Raw genomic sequence first — 22782 nt, 5'->3', positions numbered from 1 at the left:
CATGAACGAAGATCAAAAGCCCAATGATCCTGTGAATGAAGCGGCTTCATCCAGCGATACAGAAAAATCGCCTGCGCAACAGGTAGAAACAAAAACTGAAATAGAAAACAACGCGACGACTTCGACCGAGCAACAACAAGCTCCTGAAATCGCTAAAAAGAAAAAATATTTATTGCTCGCCCTAATTCCAGTTCTGCTGGCAGTCATCGCATTTGGATTATGGAAAAGCTACCAACCGGCTCCGCTGGAATTGCAGGGTCGTGTAGAAGCTGAAACGGTTCAGGTGGCGACCAAAGTGCCAAGCCGTATTGAAGAAATCTATGTAGAAGAAGGTCAGCGGGTCAAAAAAGGCGATGTGCTGGTGCGCTTAAACAGCCCGGAAATTCAGGCCAAAAAACAGCAAGCCGTAGCGGCTTTACAATCTGCGCTAGCCTTACAATCGACTGCTGAACGTGGCTCGCAGGAAGAAAATATCGCCAGTCTGTATGCCAACTGGCAAGCGCTGAAAGCACAGCAAAATTTAGCCAAAGTTTCTTATGAGCGTGGTGCAAATTTATTGAAGGAAGGTGTGATTTCACGCCAGCGCCGTGATGAATTGTATGCAGCCAGTCAATCAGCGGCGCAAATGACAGAGGCGGCGTATCAGCAATATGCACGTGCCAAACGTGGCAGCACTTCGCAGCAAAAGAGTTCCGCCGATGCACAGGTAGATATTGCCCAGGCTGCGCTGGATGAAGCCAATGCTTTAGAAGCAGAAACCCAATTAGTAGCACCTGTAAACGGAACGGTATCTAAAACCTATGGCAAAGTCTCGGAGCTGGTAGCCACCGCAGTCCCTGTGGTCAGCCTGATTGAAGATCAAATGTGGGTGAGCCTGAATATTCGTGAAGACCAATATGCCCCGTTTCAGAAAATGAGCAGTATTGAAGGTTATATTCCCGCCCTAGATAAAACCGCCACTTTTAAAATCAAGCAGATCAGTGCTGAAGGTGAATTTGCCACCATTAAGACCACACGCCAAACCGGCGGTTATGATGTGCGAAGTTTTAAGCTGCATCTTGTGCCCACACCAGCGATTCCTGAACTGAAAGTTGGGATGAGCGTGTTATTTAAACTGAAAGAGACCCGATAATGTGGACGGGTATATGGCGCGAACTGCGCTATCTGCTCCGCGAAAAATGGGATCTGTGTCTGGTCACGCTCGCACCTGCACTGGTGATTATTTTATTCAGCAGCATGTTTGCTCAAGGGAAACCGGATCATTTACCGATTGCGATTATTGATCAAGACCAGAGTGCGCTGAGTCAAAGCATTTATCAGCATGTGACGCTGAATCATACTCTTAAAATTGCTACGGTGTCGGAACAAACAGCTGAAATTGAGCGCCTGTTAAATCAAAATAAAATTTGGGGTTATATCCATATTCCAAGCGGTGCCGAGCAACGTCTGGTTCGTGCCCAGGATGCTGACATCAGTATTGCTTTTAACCAGAGTTATTTCAGTATTGGAAATACCATTTCCTCGGCCATGCTGGTTAGTACCCTACAAGCACTCGCTGAATTTAGCGGACAGCAATATCTGGGCAACCGACTCCCCTCTCTCGAAGCACCGTCACCGCATATTAAAATATCTCCGCTGTATAATCCGCAACTGAATTATGAATTCTATCTGGAACCCTATGTCATTCCGGCGATTCTGCATCTACTGCTGTGTTGTTGTGTGGCATTTTCCGTCGGTCAGGAACTGAAGCGGCAGACCTTAACAAGCTGGATTAGCAACTCATCCATCTGGATGGCATTACTGTCTAAGAACCTGGTCTATGTGGCTATTTTTAGTCTATGGACCTGGATCTGGATGTTCTGGCTCATTGAAATTCGCGGCTGGTTTGTTGCCGGCTCGCTCGCTCTGATTCTATCGGCACAATTTCTGCTATATAGCGCTTATGCATTTTTAAGCAGTGCAGTGGTTTTGGCGACCAAAGATTTAAGTAAATCTTTTGGCATCATTGCGGTCTATGGCGGTTCATCGTTGAGCTTTGCCGGTGTGACTTTACCTTTAAATAATGCGCCCCTATTCACCCAGTTTTGGGCCAATATTATTCCGTTTACGCCCTATGCCAAATTACAAACCGAACAATGGGTGATTGGCAGTCCAGTACATATTTCACTGCAAGCTGGATTGATCCTGCTGATCTATGCCCTAGTCTATGCTCTGCTGGCTTATCTGTTTCTTAAAAAAATAGCCAAAGGAGCAGTCCAATGAAATCCCTTTGGTTTTACTATCTACAAAGCTTCAAGGATATTGTCAGTCACGGCACAATCTTTACCACGCTGATTTTATCCGTCTTGTTTTACAGCTTTTTTTATCCAACCGCTTATCAGGCACAGCAGGCTGAAGCCTTACCCATTATCATTGTCGATGAAGAACAAAGTAACTTAAGCACCCGCATTATTGGTCAGGTGGCACAAAGCCCCAATGTGGAAATTGAGGCGATTACCGGCAATTTTGCCGAAGCCAAACAATGGGTGGAATTTCAAAAAGCCGATGGTATTTTACTTCTGCCGGACAATTTATCGCAAAGCTTAAGGCATGGTGAAACAGGTGGCATTGGCCTGTATTTAAGCACAGCCAACTTTTTAGTAACCAAACAAATTGGTCTGGGCTTAGCCACATCGGTTGAGCAAACTTTAGCAGACTATACTGAACGCTTTGGCGAGGTCTCGGACTTTTCACCGGCCCTTTCTGTGCATCAAATTCCTTTATTTAATCCACTGTCCGGCTATGGCAGTTATGTCTTTCCTGCGGTTGCACCCTTAATTATCCACCAAACCATTCTTTTGGGTTTGAGTATGCTGATTTTAGTATATCGGGAAAGAAAAATAGAATTAAACGCAAATGCACTCATGGGGATGGGTTTAGCAGTCTTTACTATTGGCTGTCTGGGATGTTTCTATTTATTCGGTTTCAGCTTCTGGCTGTTTGATTATCCGCGCGGTGGCAACCTGTTCGGGATGCTACTGGCTGTTCCGGTTTTTATCTACACGATAATTGGCATGACCTGCCTATTTGCCAGTTTTCTGGATCTGCCAGAACGTGCGGGTCATGTGATTGTATTCACTTCCATTCCACTGTTCTTTTTATCTGGTGCGGCCTGGCCACATGCTGCCATGCCCATCTGGATGCAAGTCGTTGGCGAAATCCTGCCCTCTACCCAAATTGTGCAGATGTTTATTCAACTCAATCAGATGGGTGTACCTACCGCACTAGTCTTGCCTAAATTGCTTTATCTTGGAATGATCGGCAGCATGTGCTTTTTCTTGGCTTATCGACGTTTAATTTCTGGTCATCAAAGCAGATAGAACATTATAGCAATGCGCCTATTCCACTTATTTACTTGATTCGCCAAAGACCTGAATATTGAAATTACGAATCTTGTTGCTACCATTCGGCTTATCAAAACTCACATCATACTGAACCAGATTCTCCGGATAGGCAATTTCATAACTGACCTTATATTGTCCAGGCTGATTGGTTGCTTCTTCAATCTCTTTGGTCATTAAAGTCTTAGACTTGTATTCACCTTGAGGAATTGAACGTGAAAAGCGTTTCATCAGCTTTTCATTATCCTTAAACTGGGTTTGCAACTGCGGTTCTAACTGATCCAGAAATTCCTCATATTTCCCGTCACGCAAATCCTCATAAGCCAGCTGTGCCGCCTTTTCCTGTTCAGGACTCGGATTCGGAATATTGTCCATTGAATTACAGCCAGTCAATGCAACCGCTGCTGCCAACAACATTAATTTGGTTTTCATCGCTTACTCTTACGCAGTCAAGGTTTATAAAAAAGGACGCCGAAGCGCCCTTTTTATCAGTAAAAAACTTATTCTTCTACTGAATTTTCACCATCTTTTGCAACTTGCTCAGTTTCAGCTGCTACATCTGTTTCTGCTACTAAAGATTCTGCACCTTCAATCGCTTCAACAAACTCATCTTCTTCAACCGCTTCGATTGAAACGACACCAACCAGCAATTCCTCATTACCTAGGCGGATCAGACGAACACCCTGTGCGTTACGACCGGTTTGCGCCACTTCAGATGCACGGGTACGAACCAGCGTACCGCCATCAGAGATTAGCATCAGTTCTTTAGAAGCATCGATGGCAACAGCGCCCACCAATTGACCGTTACGTTCAGAGGTCTTGATCGCAATCACGCCCTTACCGCCACGTTTCTTGGTCGGGAAATCATCTACTGGAGTACGTTTACCATAACCGTTTTCAGATGCACACAGTACTTCGCCAGTTTCAGGTACAACAACCAGTGATACGATTCGGCTAATCAATGCTGAATCTGAACCATCTTCGTCATCAGACTCGATCTCAGTTTCGTCATTTTCTTCTAGCTGTGCAGCTGCACCAATGGTCACGCGCATACCACGTACACCTTTGGCAGATCGGCCCATTGAACGTACATCCGTCTCAGCGAAGCGAATGGCTTTACCTTCGTTCGAGAACAACATGATTTGCTGTTCGCCATCAGTAATCGCCACACCAATGAGGGTATCGTCACCATTCAACTCAATCGCACGTAAACCGTTTGAACGAACATTCGAGAACTGTTCAAGCTCTACACGTTTAATCGTACCGTATTCAGTCGCCATAAACACATAGAAGTTTTTACGTACCGCTTCAGCCTGCTGAGCAAAGCCATTGATGATGTCATCATCAAGATCTGTTGCAGAAAGCTCCAAGCCCAACTGTTTCAATTGAATACGCAATGCATCAGAAATATCATCCGCACCATCTTCAGATTCTGTCAGCGCTGCTTCAAGCTCAGCAAAATGAGCATTGATCACTTCATTGGCTTGCAACTGCGCTGCATTGGCTTTTACAAATGCCTTGAAGTCAGCCAGACGTTCTTTGAATTTCTTCGGCGCATCGATCACCGGCAAGATCGCAGTAATGGTCTCATTTTCATCCAGTGGCAGCAAGTTCACCATTGGGCGGCCTTTGGCACCACGTGATGCTTGCGGCACTTCATACACTTTCAGACGATAGACCTTACCAACGTTGGTAAAACAAAGTACTGTCGCATGACTTGAAGTCACAATCAGATGTTGAATGTAATCATCTTCTTTCATGCTAGTCGCAGACTTACCACGGCCACCACGACGCTGTGCAGCGTAGTCAGACAATGGTTGAGTTTTCGCATAACCTGATTTCGATACCGTCAGCACCATTTGCTCTTCAGGAATCAGATCTTCACGAGAGAAATCGATACGTGACTCGACAATCGACGTTTTACGTGCATCGCCATACTGCTGAAGAATTAATGCCAATTCTTCACGAATCACGTTCATCAACAGATTAAAGTCATTCAAAATTGCAGTCAGTTCAGCAATTTGTGACAGGATTTCACTATATTCAGCATGTAACTTGTCTTGTTCCAGACCAGTTAAACGATGCAAGCGAAGTTCCATAATTGCATTCACCTGGGTTGGTGACAAACGATAAATCTCGCCATCCAAACCAAATGGGCGACTTGGGTCTTCACCTTCAATCTCATCCGGACGCACAGAAACTGAACCGGCTTTTTCCAACAAGGCCAAAACACCGCCACCTGCCCACTCACCTGCCTGCAAACGCTCACGCGCTTCAGCCGGATTTGCAGAACTCTTGATGGTTTCGATGATGGCATCAATATTTGCCAGAGCAACGGTTAAACCTTCCAAGATATGACCACGTTCACGCGCTTTGCGTAATTCGAACATGGTACGACGCGTGACCACTTCCTGACGGTGACGGATAAACGCTGCAATGATGTCTTTCAAGTTCATCAATTTTGGTTGGCCATTATCCAGACAAACCATGTTGATGCTGAAAGAGTTTTCAAGTTGCGTGTTCTGGAACAGGTTGTTCACGATCACTTCAGCGTTTTCACCGCGCTTCAGGTCAATCGCGATACGCATACCGTCTTTGTCAGACTCGTCACGAAGCTCTGAAATGCCTTCCAGTTTTTTCTCTTTGACCAGTTCAGCAATACGCTCAATGGTTTTTGCTTTATTGACCTGATATGGAATTTCAGTGAAGACAATCGTGGTACGGCCATTTTTCGGATCTTCTTCGAAATGGTACTTACCACGAATATGCAAACGGCCCTTACCGGTACGATATGCATCGACGATGCCTGATTTACCGTAAATGATACCGCCTGTCGGGAAATCCGGACCAGAAATATGTTCCATCAATCCTTCAATGCTGATTTGAGGATCATTGGCATAGGCCAGACACGCATTCACAACTTCAGTCATGTTATGCGGCGCCATATTGGTCGCCATACCGACTGCAATACCAGTGACACCATTAATCAACAAGTTCGGAACACGGGTTGGCATGACTTGAGGAATACGCTCAGAGCCATCGTAGTTGTCTTCCCACTCGACGGTATCTTTTTCAAGATCCGCTAACAGTTCGTGGGTCAGTTTACGCATACGCACTTCGGTATAACGCATGGCTGCTGCGCTATCGCCATCGACCGAACCGAAGTTACCTTGACCATCAACCAATTGGTAACGCAAGCTGAAATCTTGCGCCATACGTACAATGGTTTCGTATACGGCATAATCACCATGCGGGTGATATTTACCGATGACGTCACCGACTACACGTGCAGACTTTTTATAAGCTTTGTTATAGTCATTGCCTAATTCGTGCATTGCGAAAAGCACACGACGATGAACAGGTTTTAAACCATCTCGTACATCGGGCAATGCACGTGACACAATCACGCTCATCGCATAATCGAGATATGAGCTTTTAAGTTCATCCTCAATGGCAATCGGTCTAATTTCCGATACGCTCATGCATACTCCTTATTCTACAAGCCAATTTTGGCTTGTATTTATATGTCGTAAAACTAGCAAAATCATTAACTCAAACGACTGAGTTAAAAACTAAAATACAGCCCTAAATTATAGCATAAACACTTGTATTTTTGTGTCGAAATATTCAGCTTAACCTTGTTAATTATCTTCATTTTAGTGATCATTTTCTTGTTATTTCAAAACCGAAAACCAGCACATCCAGACAGGATTTTTCCATACCCAAAATTTTGAGAAATACAGTACTATAAAAACAAAATGCGCCAATCAACTGGCGCATCTTCATCGTTTTTTCTATATTTTTATTGTGTCTGGTTCAGTACTTTACGATAGCTCAGCACAGCCACAATCAATAAAACTGGCAATAACATCTCCACCCCTTCCTCAATGGTCATAATCATGATTTGTGTATGTGGCACCAACTGGATGCCGAATTCATCTTTCAGGGTTGAAGTCGTGCGATCGAGCACCTTGCTCAGTCCGCCACAGGCAATGGTAAGGAAGATAAAAAAATGTGCAATATTCAAAGAATCTTTCATGCTTCGTATGGTTTGAACCAATTTTTTCGCCAGTACCAGAAAGACAAAAATAATCCCGAGCAATAAAATAAATCCGAGCAGCTTATCCATGAGCGGAATTTCAGCACTGCGATAGAAATTAGTTTTAATAAAACTCATTTCAAACACCTGCTTATGAAAATCCATTTCCCGCAATCCCAACAATGTCGCTGCTATAGCCGTAAACACTCGGGTATTAGGTTTGATTTCAACATTGAGCAAACACAGCACTGCCAGCAAGTACCATAACCATGGACTCATGACTTCAAAAGCGCCTGATTCACTAAATAAATACTGAGTCACCGCAGGCGGTGCATTCAGGGCAGTATGAATGCAAATACCCAGATAAAGCGCAATCAGCAGAAAACTAATGAACAGGATATGGGCGGCTTTGGAAAAGGACATGATTAAAAACAGGAGAAAAACCAAACCGGAATTTTATCACTTTTCATGCAAATGAAATACTCTAGTTTCGACTGCCGAGTATTTTTAAAATTTTTGCATAAAAAAACGCCCTTGGACAAAACAGGAAAGCATTGCTTTCACTGCCTGCACAAGAGCGTTTTTTGAATCCGATTCAAGAATTAGATTTTAGAAACCAATTCAGGAATAACAGTGTTCAAATCACCGACTAACCAGTAGTCAGCGACTGCATTGATTGGCGCTTCTTCGTCTTTGTTGATCGCAACGATCACTTTAGACTCTTTCATACCCGCCAAATGCTGAATCGCACCAGAGATACCGACTGCGATGTACAGATCAGGCGCAACGATTTTACCAGTTTGACCCACTTGCATATCGTTTGGTACGAAGCCAGCATCTACCGCAGCACGTGATGCACCTTGAGCAGCACCAAGCTTGTCAGCCAATGGATCAAGGATCTTGTGATAGTTCTCACCAGAACCAACACCACGACCACCAGAAACCACAATACGCGCAGCTGTCAGTTCAGGTCGTTCAGATTTTACGATTTCTTCGTTGATAAACTTAGAAATACCGGCATCACCAGTAGACGCAGCAGCTTCAACAGCAGCAGAACCACCCTCAGCAGCTACAGCATCAAATGCTGTACCACGAACAGTCGCCAATACGATGCTTTCGCCTGATTCTACAGTCGCAATTGCGTTACCTGCATAGATCGGACGTTTGAAAGTCTTAGGACCATCTACCGCAATGATGTCAGTGATCATGCTTACGTCAAGAAGCGCAGCTGCACGTGGTAAAATATTTTTACCAGTTGTTGTAGAAGCAGCAAGGATATGTGTATAGCCTTTACCTAATTCAGCAACAAGTTTAGCCACGTTTTCAGCCAATTGGTTTGCATAAGCAGCGTCATCAGCAAGTAATACTTTGCTTACACCCGCAACTTTAGCCGCTTGGTCAGCAACTGCCTGAGCGCCAGAACCAGCAACCAATACAGTGATATCACCACCGATTTTTTGCGCTGCAGCAACAACGTTTAAAGTAGCAGCGTTTAATGCTTTGTTGTCGTGCTCAGCGATAACTAAAATACTCATGATTTTTATCCTTCTGTATTAGATCACTTTCGCTTCGTTTTTCAATTTTTCTACAAGCTCGTCTACAGACTTCACTTGTACGCCAGCTTTACGCTCTGCAGGTGATTCAACTTTCACTGTTTTCAGTTTAGTTGCAGGGTTTACACCGAAATCTGCAGGTGACTTGGTATCCAGCGGTTTTTTACGCGCTTTCATGATGTTTGGAAGTGCCGCATAACGAGGCTCGTTCAAACGCAAGTCCGTGGTAATGATTGCTGGAAGTTTCAGCTCAACAGTTTGTAAACCGCCGTCTACTTCACGTGTTACTTGTACTTTATCGCCATCTACTTTTACTTCAGAAGCGAATGTACCTTGACCTGCACCCATTAGAGCGCCAAGCATCTGACCAACCTGATTCGAGTCATCATCAATTGCTTGCTTACCCAGAAGGATCAATTGTGGTTGTTCAGCGTCAACAACGCCTTTCAGAATTTTAGCGATTTCCAGCGCACCCAGTTGGCTGTCATCAGCTTCAACCAGAATACCGCGGTCAGCACCAAGCGCCATTGCAGAACGGATCTGTTCTTGGGCTTCTTTAGGACCAATAGAAACAACAATGATTTCTGAAACAGTTCCTTTTTCTTTTAAACGAACCGCTTCTTCCACTGCGATTTCACAGAATGGATTAATTGACATTTTAACGTTAGTTAAGTCAACACCACTGTTGTCCGGTTTAACACGAACTTTAACGTTGGCATCAACCACACGTTTTACAGCAACAAGAGCCTTCATGTAATCCTCGGCTGTTTTAGCAAATGTAAATGTTGAGAAAAGTTAGTGTAACTCTTCACTTAAATTTTTTTAGGTGCCCTATCTTGCAATGTGTACGGCATTTCGGTCAAGTCACAATTCAACAAAGAGGTGTAAAAATGCGTAATTTTCCCTGAACGATGCGTTCACAATTAATTGTTATCGTTTTATTACAATGAAATGTATCAATATTTACTTAAAATTTAACCATTGATTTATATTATTTTTTTATCTGATTAATCACATCAGAAGTTTTGATTGATCACATTTAATTTAAATTGATTTAAAGCAGCTTGAAGCAAAACAGCCGGAATATACGTATGTCAGCTTTTGTCATTTTGGACAGAACTCTTTTTGAGAGCGAATTAAACCTAATATAAAGACAAATTGACCAAATAATAAACCAGCGCATTGAATTCTACGCCGACAAAGTGAATATTTAATTTCAAATCTTCGCAATTATAAAAAAAGCATACTGCGAACAGTATGCTTCTTTGCAACCAGATTAATTGATGATGAGCCAGCTTGCAGCAAGTGCCAGTAAACCACCAGAAGTTCCATCCACCCATTTTTGTTTACGTTCATCCATTTGGGTTTTTTGGCTGATTTTGCTGAACAAAATACTTAAGCTACAATACACTACAAAAATCAGACTGATAAAAATAAAGGACAGGATCAAACCTTGGCTGACAGTATTGGCGGATTTATCAATAAACTGCGGCAAAATCGCAAAATAAATCAACATGCCTTTTGGATTTAACAGCGCAGTAAAAAAACCTTTTTTAATCGGATTGGCTGAGGTCTTTTTCTCAATGTTCAGCGCTTTTTTACTGAATACCGATTTGAGCAAATTAAAGGCCAAATACAACAGATACGCAATCCCAAGCCAGCGAATTGTTTCAAACAGCACCGGAAAAGAGATAATAATAGCCGCAATTCCGAGTGCCACCAGAATAGAATGCACCAGATAACCGCAACACACCCCTAAGGTTGCCATCATGCCTGCTTTTGCATCTTTACCCATCACTTGAGACAGGATAAATAACATATCGGGTCCAGGCGTAAAAATCAGGGGAAGCACGGTCAGTGCAAAGAGTACAAATACAGACATTTCCTTTTCCTTTCAAACTCCAGAAAGTGAAACAAGTATCTGCGATTTTTTACAAAATTGGCTTTCAATTTATTTTATAATAAGTATTATTTTTCGAATATTATTCTAATTTATGAAAATATCCACCAAGTCTGTGCGGGTAAAACTTGATCGAATTGATAAAAATATCATTCGACATTTACAGGCCAATGGCCGTATTCAGAATAATGATCTGGCACGTGAAATCGGACTTTCACCTTCATCCTGTTTACGCCGGGTAAAATTACTGGAAGATGCAGGCGTGATTCAGAATTACACGACTATTGTCGACCAACAAAAAATTGGTTTTCAGCTGATTTTATTTTCACGCATCTGGTTAGTCGGTCAGGATGCCGAAACCATTGATACCTTTATTGAGGCGATGAAAGAACTGCCTCAGGTGATGGAGTGCTACATTATTCTGGGAGAGAGCGATGCCATGTTGAAAGTCGTGGTGCCTGATCTGGAAAGTTATCGCAAATTCCAGTCCACACATCTAACTAAAAAAAATGGTATTACCAGTGTCAAAACAGATTTACCGAGTCAGATTATTAAACAGAGTTTCCAGCTACCTTTAGAAGATTTATAGGCAAACTGATTTTAGATAACGAAGCTATGTTCTTAATTTAAGATTTGAATGATCGTAGCTTGCTGAAACCATAACCTGTGCTGCAAGCGCATAGATTGCAAGTTCTCGTATAAAAAAGGTTGCCTATAATAGAAGACAACCTTTTCCTCTTGAGCAAAGCCAAACCACAGGACTGAGTCTTATTTTTATGCTGTGTGGATGCTTCAGAATTTACTCAGTTTCTTGTGCTAAAAAATCACGATGTACATGGCTTAAATCTACCAGCTCATAGTCTGCCAATTCAAAAATTTGCCAAATCGCAATCGCATCTTCTTTTAAATCGACTGCTTGGGTCGCACGATTCGACAATTGCCATTGCAAGTCAGAAATCCATAAATAGTATTGTCCAGTCGCCGCATTAAAGGCCTGAACTTTCCCATCGGCATTAATGCCTTGAATGATGGCGCCTTCAGGTAAGGTCGCTTCAAGATTGGGTAAGCTAATGTCCACAAAATGTTTGATTTGTCGCAGACCATAACCTGCAAACATTTCTTTTTGAGCTTCACTTAACTGTGCATATTTTTGCTCTATATCTGCAATTACCAGTGTGTCCATGTCACCTCCCATCGGTCAAATGCTGAGACGCTGCTCAGCAATATTTCATTTTAAATATTAAATACTAGTTATTGTTATACCTGAAATGGCGCATTTAACGAATAAGACAATAGTGAAATGCTTACCCGAACGCCAATGTTCAATTCAATTCCATTTTAAGGTTTATATATGAAAGTTTTGTGCCAAAAATACAATTTTCATGATTTTTATTCTTTAAAACTGGGCACATGATCAATCTTCTTTATGCTGCGCACGCGGATGGGCCTGATCATAAATCTGGGCCAGATGGTCAAAATCAACATGGGTATAAATTTGCGTGGTGGTTAAATTACTGTGTCCCAGCATTTCCTGCACGGCTCGTAAGTCCCGGCTATTCGATAACATGTGACTCGCAAAACAATGTCTTAACAAATGCGGATGTAAATCTACATTCACGCCTGCGCGCTGCGCCTGAAACTTGACCCGATTTTCAATTTGTCGTGCACCGAGCGGATTGCCTTTCTGGGTAATAAATACATTCGCCTCCGGTACAAAATCGCCATTCCATAAGGGATAGACTTGCAACCAAGCCATCACGCTGTCTTTGGCCTTGGAACCGAAAGGCACTATCCGGGTTTTATTGCCTTTACCAGTAATGCGTAATAACTGCCGGTTGAAATCAATATCTTTAATTCTCAGGCTTTGCAGTTCTGCCAGACGCAGCCCACTGGAATAAAGCAATTCCAAAATCGCTTTGTCCCGGAGCCACATTTGCTGCTGTATTTCATTTTCGGGCGCCGGCTGATCAATAATCTGGTTGACGGTTTCAATATCCACCATGCCCGGCAAAGGACGCGATTGACGTTTCAACTGAAAATCATCCGCAGGATTAAAAACCATATGCTGTGCCTGCTCAGCCCATTTCATAAACTGGCGAATGGCCGAGAGCATACGTTGCAGACTGCTGGGACTCAGCTGATGCTGTTCGACTTTTTCAGCCAGAAACTGGCGTAAATCGGTGGCTTCTACATCGTTTAAATTGAGCTGCTCACGCTGGCAAAACTCTAAAAAATCCGAGACATCACGTTCATAGGCTTGCAAGGTATGTTTGGACTGGTTTTGGATTTCACGTTCTTTCAGCCACATATTGAGCAAGAGTTGGGGTGGGACAATCACTGCTTGCTCCATTTAGAGTTGCTCCAAATAATCTTGAATCAGCATTGCAACCTGATCTGCATGCGTATTGGCAAAGAAATGATCTCCACCTTGGATAATATGCAATTTTGCATTTTTAAAAATTCCTGCCAAGTATTGTCCAAGCTGAACAGTACTTAAAGGATCATGATCGCCCCAGATCAGCAAGATCGGAACGTCCAGACTTGCGAGCTGAACGCGGCTAAATTCAGTTTGGTCTTGTTCAAACCAGTCCGGCGCTGTTTTAAACAGTTCACGATAATCTGTTCGCCAGTCTGCACAATGAAAAGTTTTTAAATTCAGACCACCAGATGTCGCCAACAATACCAGCCCTTTGACTTTCTGCGGATGATTGAGTGCCAACCCAACGGCCAAGACACCGCCCATAGACTGGGCAATCAGAATGGAATCATCCTCAATTTTTTCTTTCACGAATTCTTGCAGATCATACAGGTTTTGAATGGCCAAATTTGGTGCTACGCCATCAAAGCTTGGATAGGCAATGACTTGCTGATCTGGATATTTGGTTAATGCTGCCCTTAATGGCTGCCAAAAGTGCTGGCTTCCTGAAGCACCCGGCAGGAAAACAAGCGTATTCATCTCATTCAAATTCTACGGTTTTTCCCATCCTAGCATAAAAAAAGCACCATCGATCAGACAGTGCTTTTTTCTCAAGCGGAACCAAGCTTAACCCTGGAAATAACGTAAATCCAGACGTCCTTCATACACGGTCGCCGTTGGTCCGGTCATCCAGACCACATCACCTTCTTTCCATTCAATTTGCAGCTTGCCGCCTGCCAGTTCAACTTCCACTTTGCTCGACAGCAGACCACGGCGCATACCTGAAATTGCGGCAGCACAGGCACCTGTACCACAAGCTAAGGTCTCGCCTACACCACGCTCGTACACACGTAAACGTGCATGTTTTTCATCAATAATCTGCATAAAGCCAGCATTGACTCGTGCCGGGAAGCGCGCATGTGATTCAACTTGTGGACCAATACGTGCGACATCAGCAGCGATCACATCCGGTACAATTGTCACCGCATGTGGATTCCCCATATTGACCACATCAATGGTCAGCTTTTCACCACCAGCAAGATCGATGTCATACAGGCTCTCCGGCGCATCAGCTACAAATGGAATTTCCTGAGGCAAAAATTTTGGATAACCCATATTGACCCGTACCCAACCATTCGCACCCAATTCCGGCTCTACAATACCAGATTTGGTTTGTACCTTGATTTTGGTTTTGGTCGTGAGCTGACGATCATGTACAAATTTGGCAAAACAGCGCACGCCATTGCCACATTGTTCCACTTCTGAACCATCGGCATTAAAAATCCGATATTTAAAGTCTGCACTTGGGACATCGGGTGGCTCAACCACCAAGAGTTGATCAAAACCAATGCCAAAGTTACGATTGGCCAAACGCTGAATGGTCAAAGTGTCTAAATAAGCACGCTGGCTGATCAGATCAACCACCATAAAGTCATTGCCCAGACCATGCATCTTGGTAAATTCTAATAACATCCTGATTTATCCTTAAGGCAATAAACGCTCACGTTCCCAAAGTGATTCAATCGTCTCACGTTCACGAATCAAATGTGCCTGATCAGCATCGACCATTACCTCAGCAGCACGTCCACGGCTGTTGTAATTTGAACTCATCACAAAACCGTATGCACCAGCGCCAAGTACAGCCAGCACATCATTTTCCTTGATCGCAAGCTCGCGCTCTTTACCCAGGAAATCACCAGTTTCACAAATTGCGCCCACGACATCCCATTCTTTCGTTTCGACATCGGTACGAGGTGTAACAGATTGAATGTCCATCCATGCTTCATATAAAGCAGGACGAATCAGGTCATTCATCGCAGCATCAATAATCGCGAAATTACGGTGATTCGTTGGTTTTAATAGATCCACTTTAGTCAGCAGCACACCTGCATTGGCAGAGATACTACGTCCCGGTTCCATATACACTTTCAAGCCCAATTTTTCTAAAGCTGGACGTAGCGCATTGGCATATTCTTCAACCGACGGCGGGGTTTCATCTTTATACGTCACACCCAGACCACCGCCGATATCGATGTGTTTGAGGTGAATGCCCAGCTCTTTTAACTGGTCGATCATCACAATGACACGATCCAGTGCATCCACAAATGGCTGGGTTTCAGTCAGCTGTGAACCGATATGGCAGTCAATCCCAACCACATCCAGATTTGGCAATGACGCTGCATATTGATAAGTTTCAAACACGCTATCAGACGGAATACCGAATTTATTTTCTTTTAAGCCGGTTGAAATATAAGGATGGGTTTTGGCATCGACATCCGGATTCACACGCAAGGAAATCGGCGCTTTGACATTCAATTCAGCCGCAACTTTCTGGATACGATCCAGCTCGGCATACGATTCGACGTTAAAGCAGGCAATCCCGACTTCTAAAGCTTTTTTGATATCCGCTTCAGTTTTACCCAGACCGGAAAATACAATTTTCGATGCATCACCACCGGCTTTCAGCACACGCGCCAATTCACCACCGGTCACAATATCAAAACCGGCACCCTGTTTGGCCAATACATTCAATACCGCAAGATTAGAGTTGGACTTTACCGCAAAACAGATTTGATGGTGGATAAAATCAAAAGCACGATCCATATCTAAAAAATGCTTTTCCAAAGTGGCTTTAGAATAAACATAGAGTGGTGTGCCGAATTGCTCCGCGAGCTGTTGTAATGAACATTGCTCAGCGTGCAATACCCCATTAATGCGGGTGAAACTCATGAAGGTATCCTTTCTGTGAAAGCGTTATGGTGTGGTTTTAACGTCTGAATCGGTAGGTGCAGCAAACTGTTGTTGCACAGGTGCCTCGCGTTCTTCATCGGACGCTTTAGGCTCAGTTTCAGTATTTTTGTATAACAGATACTTGGCACGCTTGTCGTAATTCGGATCATTCGGCAAGTGCAAAGCACCTGACTGTCCACAACCTGCAAGAGCAAGACCTGTCGCTAAGATACTGATGTAGCAAATGACTTGGCGCATCTGACCACCTAATGTAATAGTTTCGATGAAGTATAACGCGATCATTCGGCATGACCCAAGCGTTAAACGCTAGAGAGTATCTTTAGACAAAAAAAAACGCCAGCAGATCGCTGACGTTTTTATTGATAAGGTTTATTTATGTTTCTGTTTATAGAAACCAAAATATCCAATGATTAGCAGGACAAACCAGATCGGACTGATCATCAGTGCCTGGCGAGTATCCTCTTCCAGCGCCAAGACCACGATCATGCTCAGGAAGAAGATAATCACGATCCAACAGGTCACTAATCCACCTGGCAGCTTAAAGGTCGATTTAGCATGCAACTCTGGACGTGTTTTGTAATACACAATATAGCTCCAGATAATGATGATCCAGACACAAATAAACAGAATCGTGGATAAAGTCGTGGCCAAGGTAAAGGCCCGAACGGTATCCGGAACAAAATACTGAAGTGCTGCACCCAGCAACAAACACACCGCAGAAAAATACAGGGCATTTGCAGGCACTGCGCGACGATTCAAGCGACCAAAAGCAACCGGTGCCTGCTCTTCACGCGACAGGCCAAACAGCATACGACTGGTTGAGAATACGCCACTGTTCATCGATGACATCACCGAGGACAATACCACCAGGTTCATGATAATCGCAGCCGCTGCAATGCCAGCCTGACTGAACAGGTTTACAAAGGGCGAAACATTCGGGTCAATCTGGTTCCATGGAGTTACTGACATCACAATGAGCAGTGCCAATACATAGAAAATAATGATACGGATCGGAATAGAGTTCACCGCTTTTGGCAGGTTCTTTTCCGGATCTTTGGTTTCAGCCGCGGTAGTCCCCACCAGTTCCACCCCCACAAAGGCAAAGATGGCAATCTGGAAACCGGCCAGGAAGCCCATGGCACCCGTTGGGAACAAACCGCCATGCTCCCAGATATGACTAAAGGATGCGACCGTACCAACATCATTGGTAAAGCCAGTAAACACCATCCACAGACCAACGGCAATCAGCACCACAATGGCGATAATTTTGACCAGGGCAAACCAGAATTCCATTTCACCAAACAGTTTTACCGTGACCAGATTCAAGCCCATGATAAACACAATCGCGGCAACACTGATCATGACGCCTTCTTCAGGGCTAAAGGGCAAGCCATTATTGAAGAATTGCAGATAGTAAATAATGGCTGACAGATCCGCGATCCCGATGGTAATCCAGCACAACCAGTAGGTCCAGCCAACAAAGTATCCGGCCCAAGGCCCGATCAGATCCGTGGCAAAATCAATAAATGATTTATATTGTAAATTGGAGAGTAACAGCTCACCCAATGCACGCATCACCAGAAAGACCATAAAACCGATGATCATATAGATCACCAGAATCGAAGGACCTGCGAGACTGATGGTTTTACCCGAACCCATAAACAGGCCGGTTCCAATGGCGCCCCCAATGGCAATTAACTGTAGGTGCCGATTGGACAAACTCCGCTTTAATTCACCGTGCTCTGCCGATGAATTGTTATATTTTTCTGACATTATTAATTACAACTTTGAGTTTTACTCGCGACAAATTAACGTAAAAAATGCTGAATACAAAAATAAAATTTGCATCATTTGTATTTCCTGATTAATTGAAGAAGTTAATTTATTTTTCTTATATCGCTCTCCAGTTACATTTTTGCTTTATTTTTGACCTGAAAGATTCCAGTAATTTCTTGTCAAATTTTTAAAACTGTGTAAAAAATAAAACACTATTCAGCCAATTTATGCATTTAGGATGAATGCATCTGGCATAGCAATTGCTTTTTAATCAATACCTCGAACTACACAGACATGGATCAATAAGAAGAATTTTATGCAAAATTTACAAAGTTTAATGGAAACTTTAAGCGGCTGGGTCTGGGGCCCTTATATGCTGGTACTGATTGTTGGTACCGGGATATTCCTTACCTTCCGTTTATTGTTCTGGCAGTTCCGCATGTTGCCCCTAGCCTTTAAACAGGTCTTTGGCAAGCATCCTGACCATTCAGGTGATATTTCCCAATTCGCTTCACTCATGACCGCACTCTCTGCCACGATTGGTACCGGTAATATTGCTGGCGTAGCCACTGCCTGTGTCCTCGGTGGTCCAGGTGCCGTGTTCTGGATGTGGATGACTGCCCTGTTTGGTATGGCGACCAAATATGGCGAAGGTGTTCTGGCAGTCAAATACCGAGTGAAAAATGAGAAAGGTGAAATGTCCGGTGGTCCGATGTACTACATCGAGCGGGGTCTGAAATGGAAATGGCTGGCACTGATTTTCGCTTTGTTCGGGGCACTGGCTTCTTTTGGGATCGGCAGCTCCGTACAGTCCAATACCGTAGCATTGGCAGTGCAAAACAGCTTGGGCATCGAAACCTGGATGACAGGTATTATTATTACTGTCTTTTCGGCACTGGTGATTTTGGGCGGGATTAAATCGATTTCCAGAGCAGCGTCACTGATTGTTCCTATTATGGCTATAGGCTATGTGGCAGGGGGATTAATTATCATTTTTAATAATCTCGAACTGGTCGTTCCTGCGCTTAAAATCATCTTCACCTATGCCTTTACTGGAGAAGCCGCAGTGGGCGGTGCAATTGGTGCGGCGATTCGTTATGGTGTGGCACGTGGTGTATTCTCCAACGAAGCCGGCATGGGTTCTGCGCCGATTGCTGCTGCAGCGGCAAAAACCGATCATCCAGCCCGTCAAGGTCTGGTGTCTATGACCGGTACCTTCATTGATACCATTATTGTCTGTTCAATTACCGGTATTGTCCTAGTAATGGGTTATATCATGGCCGGTAATTCATTCGGGGATCAAACCGGTGCGGTACTGACTATCGGTGTGTTCGACAAACTGCTGCCGGGTGTCGGTGGTTGGATGGTGACTTTCGGGATTATTTTCTTCGCCTATTCCACCATTTTAGGCTGGAGCTACTACGGTGAAAAATGTGCCACCTATCTACTTGGTGAAAAATTCGTACTGCCGTATCGTATTTTTTATATCATTACCGTGTTTATCGGCTGTGTTGCGACTCTGGATTTGGTGTGGTTATTCGCCGATACATTTAACGGCCTGATGGCGGTTCCGAACTTAATCGCATTATTATTACTGTCTGGCGTCATTGCCAAAGAATCGAAAGACTTCATTGCAAGACGTAAATCTGGTGAACTTTATTAATTGATAAGTTATTATTTAACTACTCAATTCAAATAGTAAAAAGCCACGTTAATCGTGGCTTTTTATGCTTCATCTTTTCCATTCTTCATCATGAAAATTTAGCAACGTAAACCACTACAAGCCAGCTTGTCCCACTCAGATTCAAGTTCCAACGCTAGTCCTAAAGATAAAACAAAAAACTGAATGCCTTTAATTTTCATATTGCCCTGTTCATCTTCCAGATATCCACTCAATTTTTGATAGGTTTTATGATGCAGATCAAAAGGTACATCCAGATAAAGACCACCTAGGTAGATTTCACTATGGACGGTTTGATCCACACCTAAACACGGCATATAGACAATGCCCTGTTGCTCTAGCCAGCCGATCAACATTTGGCGAACCGAGTTTGCGTCCCGATCTGGATGTACATAATGATCAAAATGCACAAACAGCACATCACGGTTTTTTTCACGTGCGATCGCATCAATATGTTTCAGCAATTGTGACAAGATCTGTTCCATTCCAGCATAACTAGATGGGCATTATAGACGGCGTTGACGCATAGCATTCAAATCAGCATAAATAAAAACGACAAGCCTTGTCGTAAAAACCATGATTTTTCAGGTGAAAGGCTTGGTTTTCTATAGCATTCACCGCTATGCTGTCACTCAATTTCAATCGCTACATCTTCAAATATGGCTAAAGCAAAAAGTGTGTATCGTTGTGAACAGTGTGGTGCCGATCATCCAAAATGGTCGGGGCAGTGTTCTGAATGCGGGGAATGGAACAGCCTGGTTGAGGTGACCATTGCACCGGCAGTGACGCATCGCGCCCAGCCAAAAATCGGTGGTGGATATGCAGGCCAGGCGTCCAGCATCACGACTTTAAATCAGGTCTCAGTCTCTCATGAAACCCGTCTACCAACGGGTATCAGCGAATTTGACCGGGTCTTGGGTGGCGGACTGGTAACCGGGTCGGTGGTCCTGATCGGCGGTGATCCCGGGATTGGTAAATCTACCATCTTGCTACAAACAGCCACACACATGGCATCTGCCAAAAATCCGGCCCTGTATGTGACCGGTGAGGAATCCTTGTCTCAGGTGGCTTTACGTGCCCAGCGTCTGGATCTGCCGACCGACCAGCTCAAAGTCATGGCAGAAACCTGCGTCGAACGTATTTGTGAAGTACTGGCCCAGCAAAGTCCTGCGGTGGCAATCCTGGACTCGATCCAAACCCTGTACACCGAAACCCTGCAATCTGCACCAGGTGGTGTCTCACAAATTCGTGAATCAGCGGCCTTGTTGACCCGTTTTGCCAAAAATAGTGGCACGTCTTTGTTTCTGGTCGGTCATGTAACCAAAGAAGGCGCACTGGCCGGCCCACGTGTACTGGAACATATGGTGGACTGTGTGCTGTATTTTGAAGGCCAGTCGGATTCACGTTACCGGATGATCCGAGCGGTCAAAAACCGTTTTGGTGCGGTCAATGAGCTCGGTGTGTTCGGCATGACCGATAAAGGTCTGCGCGAAGTTTCCAATCCTTCAGCCATCTTTTTAAGCCGTTATGATGAAGCGATTCCCGGTTCGATTGTAATGATCAGCCGCGAAGGTACGCGCCCGCTACTGGTTGAGGTTCAGGCACTGGTCGATGATGCACATGGCCAACCAAGACGCGTAGCGCTTGGTTTGGATCAGAACCGTCTAAATATGCTCCTTGCAGTCATGCATCGGCATGGTGGTGTGCAAACCTCCGGCCAGGATGTTTACGTCAATATTGTCGGTGGATTGAAAATTACCGAAACAGGTTCGGATCTGGCGGTACTTCTCGCCTGCGCTTCCAGCATTCGTGGCAAAGCCTTACCGCAACAGCTGGCGGTTTTTGGGGAAGTCGGACTGTCTGGAGAGATTCGCCCTGTGCCGAACGGTCAGGAACGGCTGAAAGAAGCGATTAAACATGGTTTTAAATACATTATTGTCCCTCGCGGCAATGCACCGCAAAAATCCATCGAGGGCGTGCAAATTATTGCAGTTGCGCGTTTACATGAAGCCTTGAGCGAGGCAATGGCGCTGAGTGATGAACTCAATTAACTGTAAACCGGCTCATTTCGTACAAAGAGCAAAAAAATACAGATTTTTGATTGAAATTCCACATAAAGTCTATATAAATAGACTGTACAAACAGGTTTTATTCTCATAGGAAAAATGAATGGAAGTTCGACAGCGCGGTTTGATCACAGGTATCTTGACAGCAGTTTTATTGGTTGCGCCTTTTGCAGCTGAAGCAAAACGTGCCGGTGGCGGTAAAAGTCACGGCATGCAACGTTCTGCACAACCTACTCAATCTTATCAACAACCTCGTCAAGCTGCGCCTGCTCAACAAGCGCCAGTTGCCGGTGCTGCAACCCAGCAAAAATCCGGTCCGGGTGTCGGCGGCATGGTTGCCGCGGGTGTAGCCGGTGCTGCGATTGGTGCAGTTGCTGCCAATGCCTTGGCGGATGATCAAAGTGTAGCAGCATCTGAAGCTCAGGCTGCTCAAGCCGAAGAGGAAAAAGGTGGTATTCCAGGCTGGATCTGGATTCTTCTTGCTGCTGCTGTTGCCTTCTTCATTTTCCGTAAGATGGGCGCAAAAAAAAAAGTAGCTTCTAACCCATACGCACCAAATAGCGGTGCTGGTAATACAGCACCTTTTGGTCAGGCACCGACTGCACCTCGCGGTGGTGACAGTACCAATATTTTTGGTCAGAATGTGGGTGGTCAAACGTCAAGCAACAATGCTCCGTTCGGTTCTGCTCCGGTAAATAACGCGCCTTTTGGTGCAGCTTATACCCAAAGTGGCAGCCAGTTACCGGATGGTACTGAACCTGCAGCATTCTTGCGTGTAGCGCGTCAGCGTTTTAACCATATTCAGTCCATGAATACAGCAAGCAACATTTCTGAAATTCAGCGTTATCTGACTCCTGAACTTTATCAGTCAATGTATAACGACATCATGAGCAATCAGGATCAGGATGTTGCCGAGTTTTCAAATCTGAATGCGATGGTCGTCGACTCATCGACTGACAATGGCCAGTATATTGTCAGCGTACGCTTTACAGGTACGGTAAGCGAAGACTTGAACAGCTTGCCGCAACCGTTCGCAGAAATCTGGCATTTCACCAAACCAGCAGGTTCAAATCAGGACTGGGTGGTTGCAGGTATTCAGCAAGACTAATCGTGAAAAATGAAGTTTAGACAGCGGCCTTCGAGCCGCTGTTTTTATTTTCAAGCCTTACATTTTGATCTTTTTTAATTCCCTTCCCCCTCTCTTTTTTAACCTAACTTCC

21 protein-coding genes are annotated in these 22782 nt (G+C 44.3%); 7 read left to right on the top strand and 14 right to left on the bottom strand.

The window, feature by feature from the left end; all coding sequences use genetic code 11:
• The first annotated feature begins 1 nt into the window (after position 1).
• Genes NI464_RS04015 through NI464_RS04005 form a run of 3 tightly spaced genes read left to right on the top strand, consistent with a single transcriptional unit; the run spans position 2 to position 3359 of the window.
• Positions 2–1132: an HlyD family secretion protein gene (locus NI464_RS04015; protein ID WP_253137799.1), complete on the top strand. Its 1131-nt coding sequence runs from the start codon at positions 2–4 to the stop codon at positions 1130–1132.
• Positions 1132–2262, top strand: a complete 1131-nt coding sequence (locus tag NI464_RS04010) for an ABC transporter permease (RefSeq protein ID WP_253137797.1) — start codon at positions 1132–1134, stop codon at positions 2260–2262. Before NI464_RS04015 ends, NI464_RS04010 begins: the two co-directional genes overlap by 1 nt.
• Positions 2259–3359, top strand: a complete 1101-nt coding sequence (locus tag NI464_RS04005) for an ABC transporter permease (RefSeq protein ID WP_253137795.1) — start codon at positions 2259–2261, stop codon at positions 3357–3359. Before NI464_RS04010 ends, NI464_RS04005 begins: the two co-directional genes overlap by 4 nt.
• A gap of 27 nt (positions 3360–3386) precedes the next feature.
• Here NI464_RS04005 and NI464_RS04000 read toward each other — a convergent pair whose 3' ends face one another.
• The 6 genes from NI464_RS04000 to NI464_RS03975 all read right to left on the bottom strand — a co-directional run bounded on the left by NI464_RS04000 (position 3387) and on the right by NI464_RS03975 (position 10854).
• Positions 3387–3812: a hypothetical protein gene (locus tag NI464_RS04000; RefSeq protein WP_004280487.1), complete on the bottom strand. Its 426-nt coding sequence runs from the start codon at positions 3810–3812 to the stop codon at positions 3387–3389.
• A 68-nt stretch (positions 3813–3880) separates the two neighbouring features.
• Positions 3881–6862 (bottom strand): DNA gyrase subunit A, encoded by a 2982-nt coding sequence (gene gyrA / locus NI464_RS03995; protein WP_253137793.1) that lies wholly within the window; start codon positions 6860–6862, stop codon positions 3881–3883.
• 320 nt (positions 6863–7182) lie between these two features.
• Positions 7183–7842, bottom strand: a complete 660-nt coding sequence (locus NI464_RS03990; RefSeq protein WP_213687522.1) for a hypothetical protein — start codon at positions 7840–7842, stop codon at positions 7183–7185.
• A gap of 179 nt (positions 7843–8021) precedes the next feature.
• Positions 8022–8954 (bottom strand): FAD-binding protein, encoded by a 933-nt coding sequence (locus tag NI464_RS03985; protein ID WP_005252481.1) that lies wholly within the window; start codon positions 8952–8954, stop codon positions 8022–8024.
• A gap of 18 nt (positions 8955–8972) precedes the next feature.
• Complete coding sequence (locus NI464_RS03980; RefSeq protein ID WP_004280496.1) at positions 8973–9725, bottom strand: electron transfer flavoprotein subunit beta/FixA family protein; 753 nt, start codon at positions 9723–9725, stop codon at positions 8973–8975.
• Between the two features lie 523 nt (positions 9726–10248).
• Positions 10249–10854, bottom strand: a complete 606-nt coding sequence (locus NI464_RS03975) for a LysE family translocator (RefSeq protein ID WP_004645711.1) — start codon at positions 10852–10854, stop codon at positions 10249–10251.
• Between the two features lie 112 nt (positions 10855–10966).
• Here NI464_RS03975 and NI464_RS03970 point away from each other — a divergent pair, with 112 nt between their 5' ends.
• Positions 10967–11461, top strand: coding sequence for an Lrp/AsnC family transcriptional regulator (locus NI464_RS03970; RefSeq protein ID WP_004645712.1), 495 nt, complete (start codon positions 10967–10969; stop codon positions 11459–11461).
• A 210-nt stretch (positions 11462–11671) separates the two neighbouring features.
• Here the strand turns inward: NI464_RS03970 and NI464_RS03965 are convergent, their stop codons facing one another.
• The 7 genes from NI464_RS03965 to NI464_RS03935 form a co-directional block, all read right to left on the bottom strand.
• Positions 11672–12055: a hypothetical protein gene (locus NI464_RS03965; protein WP_004731804.1), complete on the bottom strand. Its 384-nt coding sequence runs from the start codon at positions 12053–12055 to the stop codon at positions 11672–11674.
• A gap of 231 nt (positions 12056–12286) precedes the next feature.
• The gene (xerA, locus tag NI464_RS03960) at positions 12287–13222 is read right to left on the bottom strand and encodes a site-specific tyrosine recombinase/integron integrase (RefSeq protein ID WP_253137791.1); all 936 of its coding nucleotides are present in this window, start codon (positions 13220–13222) and stop codon (positions 12287–12289) included.
• On the bottom strand, positions 13223–13828 hold the full coding sequence (locus NI464_RS03955) for an alpha/beta fold hydrolase (protein WP_253137789.1): 606 nt from the start codon (positions 13826–13828) through the stop codon (positions 13223–13225). It abuts the gene before it with no gap.
• An 87-nt stretch (positions 13829–13915) separates the two neighbouring features.
• Positions 13916–14761: a diaminopimelate epimerase gene (gene dapF, locus NI464_RS03950; protein ID WP_004645716.1), complete on the bottom strand. Its 846-nt coding sequence runs from the start codon at positions 14759–14761 to the stop codon at positions 13916–13918.
• A gap of 12 nt (positions 14762–14773) precedes the next feature.
• Complete coding sequence (lysA, locus tag NI464_RS03945) at positions 14774–16018, bottom strand: diaminopimelate decarboxylase (protein WP_253137788.1); 1245 nt, start codon at positions 16016–16018, stop codon at positions 14774–14776.
• 24 nt (positions 16019–16042) lie between these two features.
• Complete coding sequence (gene lptM / locus NI464_RS03940; protein WP_004645718.1) at positions 16043–16276, bottom strand: LPS translocon maturation chaperone LptM; 234 nt, start codon at positions 16274–16276, stop codon at positions 16043–16045.
• A 132-nt stretch (positions 16277–16408) separates the two neighbouring features.
• On the bottom strand, positions 16409–17812 hold the full coding sequence (locus NI464_RS03935) for an amino acid permease (protein WP_253137787.1): 1404 nt from the start codon (positions 17810–17812) through the stop codon (positions 16409–16411).
• A gap of 319 nt (positions 17813–18131) precedes the next feature.
• Here NI464_RS03935 and NI464_RS03930 point away from each other — a divergent pair, with 319 nt between their 5' ends.
• Complete coding sequence (locus tag NI464_RS03930) at positions 18132–19478, top strand: alanine/glycine:cation symporter family protein (RefSeq protein ID WP_253137786.1); 1347 nt, start codon at positions 18132–18134, stop codon at positions 19476–19478.
• Positions 19479–19576: 98 nt separating this feature from the next.
• On the opposite strand, the gene NI464_RS03925 is transcribed toward NI464_RS03930, so the two are convergent.
• Entirely contained in the window at positions 19577–19981 is a 405-nt protein-coding gene (locus NI464_RS03925; RefSeq protein WP_004645721.1) for a hypothetical protein, read from the bottom strand.
• Positions 19982–20155: 174 nt separating this feature from the next.
• Between NI464_RS03925 and radA the strand changes: the two genes are divergently transcribed.
• Positions 20156–21547 carry a DNA repair protein RadA gene (gene radA / locus NI464_RS03920; protein ID WP_138743374.1) on the top strand — a complete coding sequence of 464 codons (1392 nt, stop codon included), beginning with the start codon at positions 20156–20158 and terminating at the stop codon, positions 21545–21547.
• Positions 21548–21665: 118 nt separating this feature from the next.
• Positions 21666–22670 carry a Tim44 domain-containing protein gene (locus NI464_RS03915; RefSeq protein ID WP_004731819.1) on the top strand — a complete coding sequence of 335 codons (1005 nt, stop codon included), beginning with the start codon at positions 21666–21668 and terminating at the stop codon, positions 22668–22670.
• Positions 22671–22782 lie beyond the last annotated feature (112 nt).

The sequence above is a fragment of the Acinetobacter lwoffii genome (genome assembly GCF_024129685.1).
GTDB classification, from domain to species: Bacteria; Pseudomonadota; Gammaproteobacteria; order Pseudomonadales; family Moraxellaceae; genus Acinetobacter; species Acinetobacter lwoffii_X.
This window is presented reverse-complemented; position numbering and strand designations above follow the sequence as displayed.

Excerpts from the sequence above, each read along its gene's own strand:
- NI464_RS04015 (WP_253137799.1), top strand. The coding sequence starts at position 2 with ATGAACGAAGATCAAAAGCCCAATGATCCTGTGAATGAAGCGGCTTCA.
- NI464_RS04010 (WP_253137797.1), top strand. The coding sequence starts at position 1,132 with ATGTGGACGGGTATATGGCGCGAACTGCGCTATCTGCTCCGCGAAAAA.
- NI464_RS04005 (WP_253137795.1), top strand. The coding sequence starts at position 2,259 with ATGAAATCCCTTTGGTTTTACTATCTACAAAGCTTCAAGGATATTGTC.
- NI464_RS04000 (WP_004280487.1), bottom strand. The coding sequence starts at position 3,812 with ATGAAAACCAAATTAATGTTGTTGGCAGCAGCGGTTGCATTGACTGGC.
- gyrA (WP_253137793.1), bottom strand. The coding sequence starts at position 6,862 with ATGAGCGTATCGGAAATTAGACCGATTGCCATTGAGGATGAACTTAAA.
- NI464_RS03990 (WP_213687522.1), bottom strand. The coding sequence starts at position 7,842 with ATGTCCTTTTCCAAAGCCGCCCATATCCTGTTCATTAGTTTTCTGCTG.
- NI464_RS03985 (WP_005252481.1), bottom strand. The coding sequence starts at position 8,954 with ATGAGTATTTTAGTTATCGCTGAGCACGACAACAAAGCATTAAACGCT.
- NI464_RS03980 (WP_004280496.1), bottom strand. The coding sequence starts at position 9,725 with ATGAAGGCTCTTGTTGCTGTAAAACGTGTGGTTGATGCCAACGTTAAA.
- NI464_RS03975 (WP_004645711.1), bottom strand. The coding sequence starts at position 10,854 with ATGTCTGTATTTGTACTCTTTGCACTGACCGTGCTTCCCCTGATTTTT.
- NI464_RS03970 (WP_004645712.1), top strand. The coding sequence starts at position 10,967 with ATGAAAATATCCACCAAGTCTGTGCGGGTAAAACTTGATCGAATTGAT.
- NI464_RS03965 (WP_004731804.1), bottom strand. The coding sequence starts at position 12,055 with ATGGACACACTGGTAATTGCAGATATAGAGCAAAAATATGCACAGTTA.
- xerA (WP_253137791.1), bottom strand. The coding sequence starts at position 13,222 with ATGGAGCAAGCAGTGATTGTCCCACCCCAACTCTTGCTCAATATGTGG.
- NI464_RS03955 (WP_253137789.1), bottom strand. The coding sequence starts at position 13,828 with ATGAATACGCTTGTTTTCCTGCCGGGTGCTTCAGGAAGCCAGCACTTT.
- dapF (WP_004645716.1), bottom strand. The coding sequence starts at position 14,761 with ATGTTATTAGAATTTACCAAGATGCATGGTCTGGGCAATGACTTTATG.
- lysA (WP_253137788.1), bottom strand. The coding sequence starts at position 16,018 with ATGAGTTTCACCCGCATTAATGGGGTATTGCACGCTGAGCAATGTTCA.
- lptM (WP_004645718.1), bottom strand. The coding sequence starts at position 16,276 with ATGCGCCAAGTCATTTGCTACATCAGTATCTTAGCGACAGGTCTTGCT.
- NI464_RS03935 (WP_253137787.1), bottom strand. The coding sequence starts at position 17,812 with ATGTCAGAAAAATATAACAATTCATCGGCAGAGCACGGTGAATTAAAG.
- NI464_RS03930 (WP_253137786.1), top strand. The coding sequence starts at position 18,132 with ATGCAAAATTTACAAAGTTTAATGGAAACTTTAAGCGGCTGGGTCTGG.
- NI464_RS03925 (WP_004645721.1), bottom strand. The coding sequence starts at position 19,981 with ATGGAACAGATCTTGTCACAATTGCTGAAACATATTGATGCGATCGCA.
- radA (WP_138743374.1), top strand. The coding sequence starts at position 20,156 with ATGGCTAAAGCAAAAAGTGTGTATCGTTGTGAACAGTGTGGTGCCGAT.
- NI464_RS03915 (WP_004731819.1), top strand. The coding sequence starts at position 21,666 with ATGGAAGTTCGACAGCGCGGTTTGATCACAGGTATCTTGACAGCAGTT.